13 protein-coding genes are annotated in these 16,089 nt (G+C 70.5%); 2 read left to right on the forward strand and 11 right to left on the reverse strand.

The window, feature by feature from the left end:
- The first annotated feature begins 75 nt into the window (after nt 1-75).
- Nucleotides 76-897, forward strand: coding sequence for a spermidine synthase (locus FVE25_RS34015; RefSeq protein ID WP_181019793.1), 822 nt, complete (start codon nt 76-78; stop codon nt 895-897).
- Here the strand turns inward: FVE25_RS34015 and FVE25_RS34020 are convergent, their stop codons facing one another.
- A complete protein-coding gene (locus FVE25_RS34020; protein WP_157251242.1) occupies nt 898-1,566 on the reverse strand; it encodes a response regulator transcription factor in 669 nt (222 codons plus the stop codon).
- Entirely contained in the window at nt 1,559-3,268 is a 1,710-nt protein-coding gene (locus FVE25_RS34025; RefSeq protein WP_157251243.1) for a sensor histidine kinase, read from the reverse strand. The genes FVE25_RS34020 and FVE25_RS34025 overlap by 8 nt, the downstream gene beginning before the upstream one ends.
- 121 nt (nt 3,269-3,389) lie before the next feature.
- On the opposite strand from FVE25_RS34025, the gene FVE25_RS34030 reads away from it, so the two are divergent.
- The gene (locus tag FVE25_RS34030) at nt 3,390-4,757 is read left to right on the forward strand and encodes a serine hydrolase (RefSeq protein WP_157251244.1); all 1,368 of its coding nucleotides are present in this window, start codon (nt 3,390-3,392) and stop codon (nt 4,755-4,757) included.
- On the opposite strand, the gene FVE25_RS34035 is transcribed toward FVE25_RS34030, so the two are convergent.
- The 9 genes from FVE25_RS34035 to FVE25_RS34075 are packed head-to-tail and all read right to left on the reverse strand — an operon-like array spanning nt 4,741 to nt 16,077.
- Nucleotides 4,741-6,282: an amylo-alpha-1,6-glucosidase gene (locus FVE25_RS34035; RefSeq protein ID WP_157251245.1), complete on the reverse strand. Its 1,542-nt coding sequence runs from the start codon at nt 6,280-6,282 to the stop codon at nt 4,741-4,743. The genes FVE25_RS34030 and FVE25_RS34035 overlap by 17 nt on opposite strands.
- A 3-nt stretch (nt 6,283-6,285) precedes the next feature.
- Nucleotides 6,286-7,107, reverse strand: a complete 822-nt coding sequence (locus FVE25_RS34040; RefSeq protein WP_157251246.1) for a carbohydrate ABC transporter permease — start codon at nt 7,105-7,107, stop codon at nt 6,286-6,288.
- Nucleotides 7,108-7,116: 9 nt separating this feature from the next.
- Entirely contained in the window at nt 7,117-8,049 is a 933-nt protein-coding gene (locus tag FVE25_RS34045) for a carbohydrate ABC transporter permease (protein ID WP_246267817.1), read from the reverse strand.
- Complete coding sequence (locus tag FVE25_RS34050) at nt 8,049-9,347, reverse strand: ABC transporter substrate-binding protein (RefSeq protein WP_157251247.1); 1,299 nt, start codon at nt 9,345-9,347, stop codon at nt 8,049-8,051. Before FVE25_RS34050 ends, FVE25_RS34045 begins: the two co-directional genes overlap by 1 nt.
- A gap of 19 nt (nt 9,348-9,366) precedes the next feature.
- Nucleotides 9,367-10,107, reverse strand: a complete 741-nt coding sequence (locus tag FVE25_RS34055) for an SDR family NAD(P)-dependent oxidoreductase (protein ID WP_157251248.1) — start codon at nt 10,105-10,107, stop codon at nt 9,367-9,369.
- Complete coding sequence (locus FVE25_RS34060; protein WP_157251249.1) at nt 10,104-11,258, reverse strand: ATP-NAD kinase family protein; 1,155 nt, start codon at nt 11,256-11,258, stop codon at nt 10,104-10,106. The genes FVE25_RS34055 and FVE25_RS34060 overlap by 4 nt, the downstream gene beginning before the upstream one ends.
- Before the next feature lie 3 nt (nt 11,259-11,261).
- Nucleotides 11,262-12,827, reverse strand: a complete 1,566-nt coding sequence (gcvPB, locus tag FVE25_RS34065; RefSeq protein ID WP_157251250.1) for an aminomethyl-transferring glycine dehydrogenase subunit GcvPB — start codon at nt 12,825-12,827, stop codon at nt 11,262-11,264.
- A complete protein-coding gene (gcvPA, locus tag FVE25_RS34070; RefSeq protein WP_157251251.1) occupies nt 12,824-14,146 on the reverse strand; it encodes an aminomethyl-transferring glycine dehydrogenase subunit GcvPA in 1,323 nt (440 codons plus the stop codon). The genes gcvPB and gcvPA overlap by 4 nt, the downstream gene beginning before the upstream one ends.
- On the reverse strand, nt 14,143-16,077 hold the full coding sequence (locus tag FVE25_RS34075) for a beta-galactosidase (RefSeq protein WP_157251253.1): 1,935 nt from the start codon (nt 16,075-16,077) through the stop codon (nt 14,143-14,145). The genes gcvPA and FVE25_RS34075 overlap by 4 nt, the downstream gene beginning before the upstream one ends.
- Between the last annotated feature and the right edge of the window lie 12 nt (nt 16,078-16,089).

Genomic DNA, 16,089 nt, shown 5'->3' on the forward strand with positions numbered 1-16,089 from the left:
CAATCAGCCTTCGTCGTCGCATACCGTTTCTCCCAGGGAAGGGGACAGAAAGTGGCACGTGGACAGCGGGAACCGATGCCCGGACGGTACCCGGTGACGTTCGGCGAGGTCGAGCTTCTCCGGGATCTCGACCGGCAGGACGGCTGGTTGCTGTTCAAGGATGGCGTACCTCAGTCGTATGTCGACCTTCAAGACCCCACATTTCTGGAATTCGAATATGTGAGGCTTATGGCCGATGTCATCGACGTCATGGACGACGGCCCGCTCTCCTGCCTGCACGTCGGCGGCGGCGCCTGCTCCATCCCCCGCTACGTCTCGGCCACCCGCCCCGGCTCCCGCCACATCGTCCTCGAGCCCGACGGCCTGCTCGTCAACCTCGTGCGCGAGCAACTCGACCTGCGCTCCATACCCAAGCTCAAGGTCATCGTGGCCGGGGGCCGCGAGGGCACCCAGAAGATCTGGGACGAAAGCGCCGACCTCGTCGTCCTCGACGCCTTCACCGGCGCGACCATGCCGGTCGAACTGGCCACCGCCGAATACCTCGCCGATCTGGCCCGCGTCCTGCGCCCCACCGGCACCCTGCTGATCAACATCGCCGACGGCAAGGGCCTGGCCTTCGCCCGCCGCCTGCTCGCCACCGTCACCGGCGCCTACGGCCACGTCGCGCTGCTGGCCGAGCCCGCCATCATGCGCGGGCGCCGCTTCGGCAACCTCATCGTGGCCGCCTCCCGCACCGCCCTGCCCGTCGATCTCCTCACCCGCCGCGCCGCCGGCGGCCTCACCCAGGCCAGATGCGTGTACGGCGCAGCCCTGACGAACTTCATCGCCGGAGCCGCCCCCATCCACGACGGCGACCCGGTCCTCGCCCCCGTGCCGCCCCCGTCGGTGTTCGGCTGATCAGCCCTCCAGGTAGGCCAGCACCGCGGCCACCCGCCGGTTGACGTCGGCGCTGTTCTCCAGCCCGAGCTTCGAGAAGATCGCGTTGACGTTCTTCTCCACCGACGACAGCGACAGGTGCAGCTCCCGCCCGATCGCCGGGTTGGAGCGGCCCCGCGCCATCTCCCGCAGCACGTCACGCTCCCTTTCGGTCAGCGACTCGGTGCCACCGCGCACCGCCCGCCGCGACATCAGCCCCTCGACGACCTTCGGATCGATCACTGAGCCGCCCTCGGCCACCGCGGCGATGGCGCCGAGCAGCTCGTCCATGTCGCCGACCCGATCCTTGAGCAGGTAGGCGAACCCCTCGGTGCCCTGCTTGAACAGCTCCAGCGCATACAGCGCGTCCCCGAACTGCGACAGGACGACCACCCCGACCCGGGGATGGGCCGCCCGCACCGCATGGGCCGCGTCGATGCCCTCGAACCCGGCCCGCCAGCCGCCGCCCGGCATCCGGATGTCGGTGATCACCACCTCCGGCGAGAACCGGCGCACCGCGTCCATCAGCTCGTCGGCGTTGCCCACCGCCGCCACGACGGTGACCCTGCCGGTGGTCTCCAGCAGCCGCCGGGTCCCCTCGCGCACCAGGTAGTGATCATCTGCCACGACCGTCCGCAGCGGCTCAGTCATGCGCCGGCACCCACGCGCTCACCGTGGTCCCCTCCCCGATCGTGCTCGTCACCTTCAGCCCGCCGCCCAGCGCGCTCAGCCGGTCGGCCAGCGCCCCGAGCGCCCCGGGAGGCGGGTCGAAGCCCCGCCCGTCGTCGCTCACCTCGGCGCGCAGCCGCCCGCCGGTCCGCGACAGCCGTACCAGTATCTTCGCCGCCGCGGCGTGCTTGAGCGCGTTGGCCAGCGCCTCGCTGACCGTGAAGTACAGCGCGCCCTCGACCTCGTCGGGGAACCGTTCCGTGCGCAGGCCCGGATCGGCCAGCACGGTCGTCGGCACGGGCAGGCGCGCGCCCCGCGACTCCACCGCCTCCACCAGCCCGCCCTGGGTCAGCACGGACGGGTGGATGCCCGTGGCCAGCTCCCGCAGGTCGTCCAGCGTCTGCCGGGCCTGCTCGCGCAAGGGGGGCAGCATCTCGGCGTCACCCGAGGCACGGGCCAGCTCCAGCCCGGCGATCAGGGCCACGAGCTGCTGCTGGACGCCGTCGTGAAGGTTGCGCTCCAGCCGCCGCCGCTCGGCCTCCTGCGCGTTGACCAGCCGCGTCGCCAGCGCGGCGCTGCGAATGGCCAGCCCGACGGGCACCGCGAACGCGTGCAGCAGCCGCCGGTCCTCGGCGCTGAAACGGCCCTGGTTCTTCGGCCCTGCGGTCAGCTCGCCCAGCCCGCCCGCCACGCTCTCCCGCACGCTCGCCGCGCCGTCCTTGGCCCCGGCGAGGAAACTCCCGCCGCCCTTCAGCGACACCTCCGCCCAGCGCACGTCCAGCCCTTCCTGTACGGCTCGCGCCAGCGTGGTCAGCTGCGCCCCCGGCTCGGCGTCCTGGAGCGCCGGGGACAGGTCGGACAGCAGCTCGGAGACCGTGGGCCGCATGTCGAAGACGAGCGAGAGCCGGGAGCCCCGGATGCCGAGACGGATGTCGAGCAACTGGTGGCGCACCAGGGCGACGGCGATCGCCGCGGGCACCGACAGCAGGACGGCGAGCAGGCCGAAGGATGCCGCGGCGGGCGAGCCGCTGCCGAAGGAGAAGTACGTCACGATCAATCCGGCCAGGCTGAGGGCGCCCCCGATGACGATCCATCGGTAGGCGCGCCGCTCCGCCGCACCCGCCCGGACGGCGCGCACGATCAGGCCGGTGAACGCGACGAACGCCAGGATCATCACGATGCCCTGGCCGAGCGCACCGGCCAGGGCGGCGATGAGCCCGGTGGTGCCGTACTGCGCGAGCGGGTTACGCATCTGGACGTAGTCCAGGGGAAGGAAGGGCATGGAGAGCGCGTGGAGCACGATGGCGCCGGCGGCGAGCCTGGCGATCCACCGCCACCGTGGCGAGGGCAGCCGCCCGTCGGGGAACAGCAGCGGCAGGAAGACCCACTGCAGGCCGTAGAAGACGGGGAAGAACGCCGTCAGGAGCTGTCCGAGGACGTCGAGCCCGGTGCGCACGTTCAGGCCGACGCCCAGGGTGCCGAGACCGAAGCCGGCGGCGGTGGCCAGCAGCACCCAGCCGTAGCGGACGTCGGGCCGGCGTACCGCGATCAGCCAGCCGAGCACGGGCGTGATCAGCCCGACGCCGATATAGATCATCTGCGCGGCGGTCATGCCCTCCATCAGCGCGCCGGCGACCAGGCTGCCCCCGGCCAGCAGCGCCAGGGCGCCCGCGAGTGCTCTCATGAGTGTCCATCCTGTTCAGCGGGCGTGTGCGACGTCTATGCGGTTGACCGCATATCGGGGTGCGGTCAGCCTGGTGGGGGCAGCCGGCAGATCTTGCCAAGGTAAGGGCATGTTCCCTCGGATGACATCGAAGTCCTTGCTCGCCCTGGCCGTCGCCGGAACGCTGGCGGCCGGATCCGGCGGTGTCGCGGCCCCGGCCGGCGCCACGACCACCACGGCCGCCACGACCGCCACGACCGCCACGACCGCCACGGCCGTCACGGCCTCCTCGGCCTCCTCGGCCTCCTCGGCGGACGTGGAGATCCCGGCGACCCCGGCCGGGCGGCAGTTGCGCTGGATGCTCGACGCCCTCACGCGGGCGCCGGTCCCGGAGAGCGAGATCAAGGAGCACGTCGCGGCCGGCTATCTGGAGCAGGTGCCGCCCGAACAGTTCAACCAAACCTTCCAGGGGTGGAAGGCGTTCACGCTGACCGCGGTGGACGGCGCCGGACCCACCTCGCTCACCGCCAAGGGAACCCTCGGCGGCCAGGGCGTGCGCGTCACGCTCAGAGTGGACGGCGACGGGAAGATCAACTGGGTGAGTTTCGATGCGGACGTTCCGCCCGCGCCGACGAGCTGGAAGGAACTGCAGGGGCGCCTGGCCGAGGCGGCCCCGCAGTACAGCTTCCTGGCGGCGGAGATCACGGACCGCCGATGCCGTCCCGCGCAGGTCGCGGGCGCGCAGAAGGCGCGGCCGCTCGGCTCGATGTTCAAGCTCTACGTGCTCGGCGCGGTGGCCGAGCAGATCCGCGCGGGCGCCTACACCTGGGACACGCAGCTCACGATCACCCCGGAGCTGAAGAGCCTGGGCGGCGAGCTGTCGGCCCGCCCCGACGGCAGCAAGGTCAGCGTCTTCGAGACGGCCAAGCTGATGATCGGCATCAGCGACAACACCGCCACCGACCTGCTCATCCACAAGGCCGGCAGGAAAGCCGTCGAGCAGACCATGCGCGCGTGGGGCGGGCGGAAGGAGGGCAACGTGCCCTTCCTGACCACGCGGGAGCTGTTCGTCCTCAAGGGCGCCGACTATCCCGAGCACGCCGACGCCTACAAGCGCCTCGGCACCCGGGCCAAGCGTGCCTATCTGCGCGACACCGTCGCCAAGGTGCCGCTCACCGCGATCAGGCCGTGGGTGAAGCCACGCGAGCTGGAAACCCTCGAGTGGTTCGCCTCGCCCGCCGAGATCTGCCGCGCCCACGCCGAGCTGCGCCGCTCGCCCGACCCGAAGGTCGACGACGTGATGTCGAGCAACTCCGGCCTGCTCGCGAAGGGAACCTGGTTCAAGGGCGGCGAGGAGGTCGGCCTCACCGACCTCGGCTACTCCTACCGGGCGGGCAAGAAGGTCTCCTTCATCACCGTGATGACGACCAACCCGTCCTCGCCGTTCCCGCCCGGCCACACCTACGAGCTCATCAGCCTCGCCCAGGGGGCGGTCAAGCTCCTGAAGTGATCGCCAGGTCCGCGAAGAGGGCGGCCGACCAGCCGAAGCCGGTCGTCGCCCGCTTCGCCTTCCTGCCCGTCTCCGGGTTCCAGTACTCGTAGAGGCCGCCGCCGTCGCGCACCATGGCCAGGGTCCTGGTCACCAGTTCGTCGGCGGCCGCGCCGTACCCGGAACGGCGCAGCCCGTCGGCGAGCAGGTAGTTGACGTTCAGCCAGACCGGACCGCGCCACATGGCGTCCGGGTCGTGCCGGGGGTCGTCGAAGGCCACGGTGGGGACCGGGCGCTCGCCCCAGAAGGACGGCGAGCGCAGGTCGGCCACGAGGCGGTCGGCGATCTCCTTCGGCAGCCGGCCGGTGAACAGCGGCATGAGGTCCAGGGGGGTGCGGACCTCGGCCACGACGTCGCCGACCAGCGTGCGGAAGCGCTCGCCGGTCCAGCGGCGCTCGATCATCAGGTCGGTCAGCGCCTGGGCCTTCTGCCGCCAGGCCGCCGCCTCGCCGTCGCGGCCGAGGGCGGTGGCGATGTCGGCCAGCCGGTCGTACTGCAGGGCCAGGTAGGAGTTGAGGTCCGGCGGCTCGGCCCGGGGGCCGTCGTCCCAGATGGGGCTGTCGTCCAGGCCGGAGGAGTACGGGTGCAGGTACTCGGCCAGGCCGTCGCCGTCCGGGTCGGAGCGCTCGAACCACCACTCCTGCGAGCGGACCAGCTTCGGGTAGACCTCCTCCAGGAAGCCCGCGTCGGGGGCGGCTTCGTGGATCTTCCAGACGGCCCACGCGGTCAGCGGCGGCTTGGTGACCGGCACCACCTCGCGGATCGGCTCGCCGCCCACGTGCTGGGCGAGGCGGGCCAGGTCGGAGCGGGGCAGGTCGGTGGTCTCCGACAGCACCCCGTGGTCGTGCACCACGTCGGGGATCAGCCCGTCGGGGCGCTGGTTGTCCAGCAGGATGCGGATCTGCTCGCGGGCCAGTGCCGGGTCGGCGTGCCGCAGGGCGATGGCGTGGAAGTAGGAGTCCCAGTTCCAGAGCCCGACATAGCCGTACTTCGACGGCACGAGCGACTCGCGGCCCTGGATGCCGATGAGGTTGACGGCCAGGGTCCACCACGCCATCTCGGCGCGTTCGCGCAGATCCTCCCGTACGGCGGGCAGCTTCGCGAACCAGTTCGCCCACCGCGCGGCGGCCTTCTCCGGGACGCCCTCGTGCCTGCCCTCGCCCACCAGCGTGAACGAGCCGTCCACGGCCGCCTCGCCGCCCTCCCAGACCGCCCGGGCCCCCGTACCGGTGAGCACGAGGGTCTCGGGGCCGGCGAAGGCCAGGGTCAGGCCGCCGTCGAAGTCGATCCGGTCCGGGTACGCCTGCCGTACCTCGAGCTCGTCGTCGCCGCGGAAGAGCCGCAGGCCCTTCAGGACGGTCGTCTCGCTCAGGCGGGTCTCGTACAGGGCGCGGGCGATCCACAGGGAGCCGTCGTCGGCGGCCATCACCAGCAGGCGGGAGCCGCGGTCGGTGAAGGGTCGCTCGCGCAGGTCGAGGGTGAACACGGGTCAGCGTCCTCCGAGGCCGGAAGCGGCCATCGAGTTGATGATCTTCCGCTGGCCGATCAGGAAGGCGATCAGCGTGGGCACGACCGCGATCGAGGAGGCGGCCAGGATGAGGCCGTAGTCGATCGCGCCGAACTGCTTGGCGTAGGTGGCCAGGAGCAGCGGGACCGTGAAGAGTTCCGGCGTGTTGAGGAAGATCAGCGGGAAGAAGTAGGAGTTCCAGGCGGCGAGGAAGGCGATGATGCCCATCGCGCCGAGGCCCGGCTTGATGTTGGGCAGGACCACCCGCCAGAAGATGGTCCAGCGGTTGGCGCCGTCGAGCCTGGCCGCCTCCTCCAGCTCGACCGGCACCGCCCGGATGAACTGGCGCAGGAGGAAGACGGCGAAGGGGTTGACGATGGTCGGCACGATGAGCGCCAGGTGCGAGTCCACCCAGCCGATCTTGGCGAGCATGATGTACAACGCCGTGATCGTCACCTGCGGCGGGACCATCTGGGTGGCCAGGAAGAGCACGAACAGCGCCCCCGAGCCCCTGAACTTGATCCGCGCGAAGGCGTAGGCGGCCATCGCCGAGGTCAGCAGCGTCAGGACGACGTTGACGACGGCGATGTAGAAGCTGTTCCAGTAGGCGGGCAGGATCGTGCTCTCGCCGAGCACTTCGCCGTAGTTGCCTCCCACGAACGGGCTGGGCAGCCAGTCGGTGGGGTTGTTGAGCATCTGGTGCGTGCCCTTGAAGGATGTCAGCAGCATCCAGACGAAGGGGAACAGCATCAGGAGCCCGCCGACGGTCAGCGCGACGTGCAGGGTGACCTGCCGGTTTCGCATGGCGGATCCCTAGGAGTCGTAGTGGACGAAGCGCTTCTGCGCCAGGAACTGGACCAGGGTGACGATCAGCGTCAGCAGGAGCAGCAGGACTCCGGCGGCGCTGCTCATGCCGAACTCGAACTTCTTGAAGCCCAGGTCGTAGAGGTGGTAGACGATCGTCCGCGCACCCTCGTTGTCCTTCGGGTCGACCAGCACGTAGATCAGGTCGAACGCCTGGAGCGAACTGATGACCGCGACCACGGTGGAGAAGAAGATCGTGGGCGACAGCAGCGGCAGCGTGACCCGGCGGAACGTCTGGAAGGCGGTGGCCCCGTCGATCCGGGACGCCTCGAAGATCGCCGGCGGGATCGTCTGCAGGCCGGCCATGAAGATGACCACGTTCAGCCCGAGCGAGGACCAGATCGTCACGACCGCGATCGAGACGATCACCCAGCCGGGGCTGCCCAGCCAGTCGGGCCCGGTGAGGCCGAACCAGTTCTTGAGCGTGGTGTTCAGCACGCCGTTCTCGTCATTGGCCAGGATGACCTGCCAGATCAGCGCGACGGCGACCGAGCTGGTGACGACCGGCATGAAGTACAGCACGCGGTAGACGTTGCTGCCCCTGAGGTTGTTGAGGGCGACCGCGATCAGCACGGCCAGGGCCAGGCCCAGGGGCACGGTGATCAGCGCGATGGCGACCGTGTTCCACAGGGCCCGGCCGAAGTCGGGGCTGGTGAGCTGGGCGGCGAAGTTGTCGAAGCCGACGAACTGCGTCACGCCCAGCCCGTCCCACTTCATGAACGCCAGGACCACGGCGAACAGCAGCGGCACGATGAGGAACACCACCATGCCCAGGACCTGCGGCCCGAGGAAGAAGGCGGCCCACAGACCGTCCCGGTTCCGTACCTTCTTCGAGGAGGAGGCGTGGGCCGGGGCGGTCCTGGGGCGGGTGAGCGTGGCCACTAGCCGAGCTTGCCTTCAACGAGTTTCTGCAGCTCGGTCATGCCGTCCTCGAAGGAGAGCTTGCCCTGCCACACCTTCATGAGGTGCTCGTTGATCTCGGCGGTCAGGCCGGGGATCGCGACCTCCTCCGGGTAGTTGGCGAAGCCGTTGTCCCGCACGTCGATCAGGGTCTGCGCGTGCTCGGGGTAACCGTCCAGGACGACCGACTCCGCGCCCTTGATCGACGGCACGCCGCCGCCGCCCTTCATGCGGGCGATCTGGCCGTCCTTGCTGACGAACGTGGTCAGCCAGGCGAATGCCTCCTTGGCGTTCGGGGAGTCCTTGTTGAGCGCCAGGTAGGAGGCGGCCACCGCGCCCTTGATCGGCTTGCCGTCGGGGGACGGGAAGGGAACGATGTCGTAGTTCGCCTTGTCGCCGCCCTTCTTGAGGATGTCGATCACCCAGCGGCCGCCGGCGTAGAAGCCGGCCTTGTGCTTGAGCAGCTGCGTGTTGCCGCCGTTGCTGGCCGGCAGCAGGTCGATCGAGGTGAACGTCTTGTCCTGGTAGCCCTTGGCCAGGGTCTGCAGCGCCTCACGGGCCTTCGGGTCGGTGGTGGCGGTGAACTTGCCGCCGTCCCACGCCTTGCCGCCGAAGCCGTGGATCATGCTGTACGTCGAGCCGTACCAGTTCCAGAACAGCGAGCCGGTCTTGCCGGCCTTGACCAGCTTCTGGCCCATCTCGAGGTACTTGGGCATGGTCCACTGGCCGGCGGCGTACAGCTCGGCCGGGTTCTCGGTGATGCCGGCGTCCTTCAGTGCCTGCTTGTCGAACCACAGGACCTCGGGGTTGACGTCGTTCGGGACGCCGTAGATCTGGCCGTCCTTCTTGGCTCCGCCGTACACGCCGTCGAAGAAGTCCTCGGGCTTGCTCTTGGACTCGGCGCTCGCGAGCTTGTCGTTGAGCGGAGTCAGCACGCCGGCCTGGACGAACTTGCCGATGTTGTCGTCGCCCACGAAGAAGACGTCGGGCGCGGTCTTGCTGGTGAGCTGGGTGAGGAGCTTGGGGTGGTAGTCCTCGTACTTGGCCACCGGCTCCAGCTTGAGCTTGATGTTGGGGTTCTTGCTCTCGAACTCCTTCACCAGGGGCTCGTACATCTTCATGTCTTCCGCCGACCCCCAGGCCGACCAGCGGATGGTGACCGGGCCGCCGGCGGCGTCCTTGCCGCCGCCGGAGCCGGGCACGCCCGGTGCGCCGCCGCCGCCACTGCACGCCGTGGCAGCGATCGCGAGGATGCCGATGACGGCCGCCGCACGCTTCATGTCTTACTCCTGAGGGGTGTTACGCGAGCCCGCCGCCATCGACGACGAGCGCTGATCCGGTGATGTAGCTGGCGGCGTCACTCGCCAGGAAAAGCACGGCCTGTGCGATCTCCTCGGGGCTGCCCGAGCGACCCATGGGCCGGTCGGCGGCGTCCTTCTCGAACGCCGCCCAGTCCTCGTTGAGCTGCTTGGCTTCGTCGCGCAGCATCGGGGTGTCGGTGTCTCCGGGGTTGACGGAGTTCACCCGGATCCCGGCCTTGGCGTGGTCGATGGCCAGCGCCCTGGTCATGTTGACCACGGCGGCCTTGGAGGCGCAGTAGGAGATGGCGTTGCCGCCGCCCTTGAGTCCCCAGCCGGAGCCGGTGTTGACGATCGCGCCGCCGTCGGTCATGGCCGGGATGGCGTACTTGCTCATGAGGAAGACCGAGCGCACGTTGACCGCCATGACCTTGTCCCACTCCTCGACGTCGAGGTCGAGGGCGGTGGTGCGGCGGATGATGCCGGCGTTGTTGAACAGCACGTGCAGGCCGCCGTAGGTCTCGACCGCGGTGCGGACGATCCGCTCGCAGTCCTGCGGCTGCGAGACGTCGGCTTGTACGGCGGTGCCGCCGATCTCCGCGGCCACCGCCTCCGCGCCGGCGGCGTCGATGTCGGCCACGACGACCTTGGCGCCCTCCTTGGCGAACAGGGTCGCGGTCGCGCGGCCGATGCCCGAGGCGCCACCGGTGACGATGGCTACCTTGCCGTCGAGCATGCTCATAGGTCGAACTCCTCACTTGCCGGACTGATCCGGTAGATCGTGCCCTCGCGGTAGCCGGTGATCACCCGGACGTGCCCGCTGAGCTTGGTGTCTGTCTCCTCGTCGCCGGTGTCGGCCAGCAGCGGGCGGCCGTTGAGCGCGGCCAGCTTCTGCTGGGTGGCCAGGACGATGAGCTCCCCGCCGCCGTCGCGGACCGCGTCCAGGACCCGGGGCGAGACCTGCTGGTTGCCCCGGCCGAGAACGAAGCCCTGGCCGCCGATGACCGACAGCACCAGGGCGGTCGGCCCGTCCTTGGCCAGCTCGAACAGCTGGGCCTCGGTGACGTCGGCGCCGACGACGACCCCGCCGACGCCGCCGAACCCGGAGCCGCCGCGCTCGACCACGTCCACGCCGAGCAGCGTCGTGGCCAGGCCGAGTTCCCTGCCGACGGCCAGCGTGGTGGCGCCGGGGCCCAGGATGTAGCGGGTGCCGGGGCGCATGCGGGCCACGACCTCGCGGGCGATGCCTTCGACGGTCCCCTCTGCCGTCGTGGACGAGCCCGCCTTCCTGCCCGACAGCGCCTGGCGGGCCGCGGGCACCTTCAGCGAGCCGTACAGGCGGGGGCTGACCGCGCCGCGCCGGTACAGCTCCTCGTCGAGGTCCACCACCTCGGCCTCGGCCGTCGTGCCGTCGAAGCCCGCGGCCACGAAGCCGGCCGTGGCCGGGCTGAGGGCGAAGCAGCCCGAGTAGACCTTGACACCCGCCGGGATCCCGAGGACCGGTGGGGCCGCTTCACCCAGCTCGGTGACGGCGTCCAGGACGTCGCGGGCCGTCCCGTCGCCGCCGGCGAACAGCAGGAGGTCCACGTGACCGAGCGCGGCCACGGCCGCCCTGGTGTCGGCCGCCGTGGTGACGCCGGCCTCACCGTGGGACGGCAGCCGCACCAGCTCGTGCGCGCCTTCGGCCCCCATCGGGCCGGAGATCGACACGACGCGGGCGTCCGGACGCCGGGACAGGAGCGTGCGGACGGCCTGCGCGGCCCGCTCCCCCGCCCTCGGCCGGGCGCCCCTGGCCAGGGCCTCGCGCTGGACGTCGAGCCCGTCGCTGCCCTTGAGCCCGGCGGCGCCGCCGAGCCCCGCCACCGGATTGACCACCACTCCCACGGTGAACATGACTCAGCCCTGGCCCTGCAGGTGCTTGCGGACGTAGGCGCGCCAGGTGGGCGCCCACTGCTTGGGGTCGTCGAGCGAGGTCATGTCGATCTTGTGGATCGTCTGGTTGTACGGCGCGCCCTTGACGAACTCCGGATCCCGGCGGGCCTCGTCGGCGACGTGGGCCAGGATGGCGGCGTACTCGTCGAGGTCCTCCTTGGCGTAGGACTCGGTCGGCTCCAGCGTGAAGGGCTCGGGCACCAGGTAGGGGTGGTGCGAGGTCCAGTAGTGGACGCCGAAGTCCGCGGCGCGCACGCCGATCTCCTCCGAGTGCACGCCGGTCTCCTCCGACAGCTGCTGCCAGGAGTAGCGGGCCTGCTCGACGTGGCGGTGCTTCCAGGGGAGGGAGGCGCCGGGAATCTGGAGGATCTTGTGCATGAGGTAGTTGTTGTTGAGCACCGCGGTCTCGGCGACCTGGCGGAGCCCTTCCGCGCCCAGGGACATGATCCACGCATATGCCCGCACGACGTTCGGGGTGACGCCGAGGAACGGGCGGATCTTGCCAACGGACTTTTCCGGATATTTCAGCACAAAACGCTCGTTGCCGTCGAATTCCACGCGCTCAACGGTCGGCTCGGGGAGGAACGGCTCCAGCGCGGGCGAGACACCGCTCGCGCCGGCCGCCGGGCCGCCGCAGGCGTGCGGGGTGGAGAACGTCTTGTGCAGGTTGAAGTGGCACAGGTCGAAACCGGCGTCGCGCGCCCGGGTGATGCCCAGGATGCCGTTGGCGTTGGCCTGGTCGTAGCAGGCCAGGCCGCCCACCGAGTGCACCAGGTCCACGAACTCCTTGATGCGCGGGTTGAAGATGCCCGTGTCCTCGGGGTTGGTGATCATCAGTGCGGCGGTGCGCGGCCCGATGGCCGCCTTCAGCGCCTCGATGTCCGGCAGGCCCTGGGCGTCCGGCATCAGCGTGATGACCTCGTAGCCGGCCGTCTTGGCGCAGGCCGCGTTGGACGGGTGCGAGAACATCGTGGTGATGACCCGGTCGCGCTCCTCGCCGCCGTTGGCGGCGTGGTAGGCGCGGATCATCGCGATGTTGGCGTAGATCGCCGCCGAGCCGGAGCCCGGCTGCAGCGAGACCCGGGACATCCCCGAGATCTCGGCCAGCATCCGCTCCATGCGCCAGTAGATCTCCAGCACGCCCTGCACGGTGTCCGGGTGCTGGTGCGGGTGCAGCGGCCCGGTCGCCTTGGCGAACAGGTCGTTGACCTTGGGGCTGTACTTCATCGTGCAGGTGCCCTGGCCGACGTCGATGTTGAGGTCGAAGCCCAGGTTCTCCTGCGACAGCCGCAGGTAGTGCCGCAGCACGTGCAGCTGCGACATCTCGGGCAGCTTCGGCGCGCGCTCCCGGCGCACCGACGCGGGCAGCTCGACCCCGGGCCCCTCGGCCCTGGGTACGGCGATGCCGCGCCGCCCCGGCTTCGAGAGCTCGAAGATGATCGGCTCGTCCCACCGGGCCTGGTGGAAGCGGCGAATCGGCGGCTTCGGCGCCACCGGCAGCTCGGCGAACGACTCTCCGGTACCGCTCATGCGCCCAGAACCTCCTTGACGGCCGTGGCGAGCCGGTCGATGTCGTCGGTGGAGTGGCACTCGGTCACGCACACGAGCACCGTGCGGTCGTCGAGGGCGACGCCGCCGAAGATCCCCTTGGCCCGCAGGCCGTCCAGGAGCGCGGTGGCGGACGGCACCTCGATCGCGAACTCACGGAAGTGCACGGCGTCCTTGTGCAGCAGTGTGACGTGCTGCCCCAGGGCGTCCATGGCGTACCGGGTGCGGGCCAGGATCGTCTCGCCGACCTCCCGCATGCCCTCGGGGCCCATGAGCGCCAGGTAGACGCCGGCCGTGATGCCCCACAGGGCGGCAGCCGTACCCACCCATTCCTTGCCCTCTTCGCGGTGGGCGAAGGAGGTGCGGTCGTAGTAGACGTCGCCGAAGCCGTACTCGCCCGGCACCTTCGTCGGCGCGATGCCGAACAGGCGCGAGGGGAACTCGGCGACCAGCGGCTCGTGGTCCTGGGTGGCGATGTAGCCGGCGTGGCCGCCGCCGAAGCCCGGGTGCATGCCGAGCGGCTGGATGTCGCCGCAGGCGATGTCGGCGCCGTAGGCGGCGGGCGGGGCGAGGACGCCGAGGGAGATCGGGTCGGCGCCGACGACCAGCAGCGCGCCGTGGGCGTGCGCGAGGTCGGCCAGCTCCTTGCCGCGGGTCTCGACGACGCCGTAGACGTTCGGGGTCTCGAGGTAAATCGCGCCGAACGTGTCGTCGATCTCGACCTCGCCGATCTCGCCGTTGGCGGCGACCGGGGCGAAGACCATCTCGATGTCGTGGCTCAGGAAGTCACGCAGCTTGCTCAGCTTGTCGGCGGCGATGGCGCCGCTGAGCAGGACCTTGGGGCGGCCGGTGTAGCGGCAGGCCATGCGGATGGCGGTGCCGGACGCCTGGTAGCCGTCGTAGGTCGGGACGTTGACCACGTCCATCTCGAGCAGCTCGCCCATCATGCTGACGTACTCGAACAGGGCCTGGAAGCGGCCGTGGTCCTCGTACGGCTCGCCGGCGTAGGCGGTGAGGAACTCGCTGCGGGAGTTCACCTCGTCGCAGACGGCCGGCACGTAGTGCGCGTAGCTGCCGTGCCCCAGGAAGCTCAGGCCGGGCACGTTCTTGCCGAACAGGCCCTCCATGTGGCGCACCAGGTCCTGCTCGGCCACCAGGGGCTCGGGCAGGTCGAGGGGCCGGTTCAGCCGGAGCTCGGCCGGGATGTCGGCGTAGAACTCCTCGACGCTCCGCGCGCCGACGGCGGCGAGCATCTCGGCCCTGACACCTGGCTCGGTGTTCGGGATATAGGGGTGCGTCAACGGATCTCCTTCAACACAATCGCGTCTCGGGGTGCGAGGGTGGTCTGGCCGTGCAGGTCGGTCTGGGTCAGCAGGTCCACGCCGGGGTACGGCAGGGCGACCCGCTGCCCGGTGGAGGTGTGGTTGAGCAGGAAGAGGTAGCCGCCGCGGCGCACCGCCTCCACGCCTTCGGGGACGTCGATCCCGGTGACCCCTGCCCGCGCGAGCACGTCGTCCAGGACGGGCGTGAGGTCGTCGAGCAGGCAGCTCAGGTACGTGGCGTTGCCCTTGCGGGTGACGGCGGCCTGTCCGTCGAGGTCGCCGCCCTCGTAGCGGGCCAGGACGTCGGCGCCTTCCGGCCGGATCCACTCGGCCCAGGTGCGCGCGGCGCCCATGGAGGTCTGCTGGGTGACGCCGTCGGGCAGCGGCCACCACTCGTCCACGGCCACGCCGAGCAGGTCGCGCAGCGGGCCGGGGGCGCCGCCGTCGTGCACCTGGTCGCCGGCGTCCACCACCCCGCTGAAAGGGCCCACGACGAGCTCGCCGGAGTAGCCGGTGAGCTCGGTGCCCGCGAGGTAGAGGTTGGGCGCGACGACCAGCTTGTAGCCGGACAGGTCGCGGCCGGGCGGGGCGAGGTCCACGGCGATGCCCCGGGCGTGCAGCGGCGCGTACCAGGCCAGCAGCAGCTCCTTGAGCTTGAGCCGGTTGGAGGGCATCGACTCGGGGGCCTCCAGGCCCCACCAGCTGTCCCAGTCGAGCACCAGGGCGACCTCGGCGTCGCTGTGGGCGCCGGCGACCTCGCCGAGGTTGCGCAGGTCGGCGCCCAGGCGCAGGGTGTCCTGCCAGCCGCGGGTGGCGGTGCCGCCGTGCGGGAGCATCGCCGAGTGGAACTTCTCCGGGCCGTACTTGGCCTGGCGCCACTGGAAGAACATGACGCCGTCGGAGCCGTGGGCCAGCGCCTGCAGGCTGTGCAGGCGCATCATTCCGGGGGGTTTGGGGGCGTTGATCTCCCGCCAGGAGACCGCGGAGGGGGACGATTCGAGGAGCAGCCAGGGCTGCCGCTTGAGCGAGCGCATGAGGTCGTAGCTGAGGGCGACGGCCACGTGGGAGTGCGGGTCGGCCGGGTCAGGGTAGGCGTCGTCGCTGACGAGGTCCTCGGCCGCGGCCCACTTCCAGTAGTCCAGGCCGTGCAGGATGCTCATGAAGTTCGTGGTGACCTTGACGCCGGGCGTCACCCGGCGCAGCACGGCCTTCTCGGCCTCGAACAGCTCCAGGAGCGCGTCGCTGCAGAAGCGGCGCCAGTCCAGGAGCTGGGCGGGGTTGACCGGGCCGGGGGCGGTGCGGGGCGGCTCGACCTGGTCGAGGCCGGTGTAGTGCTGGCCCCAGCAGGAGGTGCCCCAGGCGGCGTTGAGGCCGTCGACGTCCTTGTAGCGCTCGGTCAGCCAGCGGCGGAAGTGCCGGGCGGACTCCTCGCAGAAGCATTCGAGGGTGTGGTCGGCGTACTCGTTGCCGATGTGCCACATGGCCAGGGCCGGGTGGTCCTTGTAGCGCCGGGCGATCGTTTCGGCCAGCCGTACGGCGTGCTCTTTGAAGACCGGCGAGCTGGGGCAGTAGCCCTGGCGGGAGCCGAACTCCAGGCGCACGCCGTCGGCGCTCACGGGCATGACGGAGGGGTGCTCGCGCACGAGCCATGGCGGCGGGGTGGCGGTCGCGGTGGCCAGGTCGGCGGCGATCCCGTGCGCGTGGAGCAGGTCGAGGATCCGGTCGAGCCAGCCGAAGTCGTACTCGCCGCGCCGCGGCTCGAGCCGTGACCAGGAGAACACGGCGACGGTGGCCATGTTCACGCCGGCCTCGGCCATGAGCCGCATGTCCTCGGCCCAGACCTCCTCGGGCCACTGCTCGGGGTTGTAGTCCCCGCCGAACAGGAGCCCCGGCACCCGGGTCAAACCCACTCTTCTCTCCTC

This window comes from Nonomuraea typhae (assembly GCF_009760925.1).
GTDB classification, from domain to species: Bacteria; Actinomycetota; Actinomycetes; order Streptosporangiales; family Streptosporangiaceae; genus Nonomuraea; species Nonomuraea typhae.

Bases quoted from the DNA above. Each gene is read 5' to 3' on its own strand.
- FVE25_RS34025 (WP_157251243.1), bottom strand. From the start codon at position 3,268: ATGAGAGCACTCGCGGGCGCCCTGGCGCTGCTGGCCGGGGGCAGCCTG.
- FVE25_RS34050 (WP_157251247.1), bottom strand. From the start codon at position 9,347: ATGAAGCGTGCGGCGGCCGTCATCGGCATCCTCGCGATCGCTGCCACG.
- FVE25_RS34015 (WP_181019793.1), top strand. From the start codon at position 76: ATGCCCGGACGGTACCCGGTGACGTTCGGCGAGGTCGAGCTTCTCCGG.
- FVE25_RS34040 (WP_157251246.1), bottom strand. From the start codon at position 7,107: ATGCGAAACCGGCAGGTCACCCTGCACGTCGCGCTGACCGTCGGCGGG.
- FVE25_RS34030 (WP_157251244.1), top strand. From the start codon at position 3,390: ATGACATCGAAGTCCTTGCTCGCCCTGGCCGTCGCCGGAACGCTGGCG.
- FVE25_RS34060 (WP_157251249.1), bottom strand. From the start codon at position 11,258: ATGTTCACCGTGGGAGTGGTGGTCAATCCGGTGGCGGGGCTCGGCGGC.
- FVE25_RS34055 (WP_157251248.1), bottom strand. From the start codon at position 10,107: ATGAGCATGCTCGACGGCAAGGTAGCCATCGTCACCGGTGGCGCCTCG.
- FVE25_RS34020 (WP_157251242.1), bottom strand. From the start codon at position 1,566: ATGACTGAGCCGCTGCGGACGGTCGTGGCAGATGATCACTACCTGGTG.
- gcvPB (WP_157251250.1), bottom strand. From the start codon at position 12,827: ATGAGCGGTACCGGAGAGTCGTTCGCCGAGCTGCCGGTGGCGCCGAAG.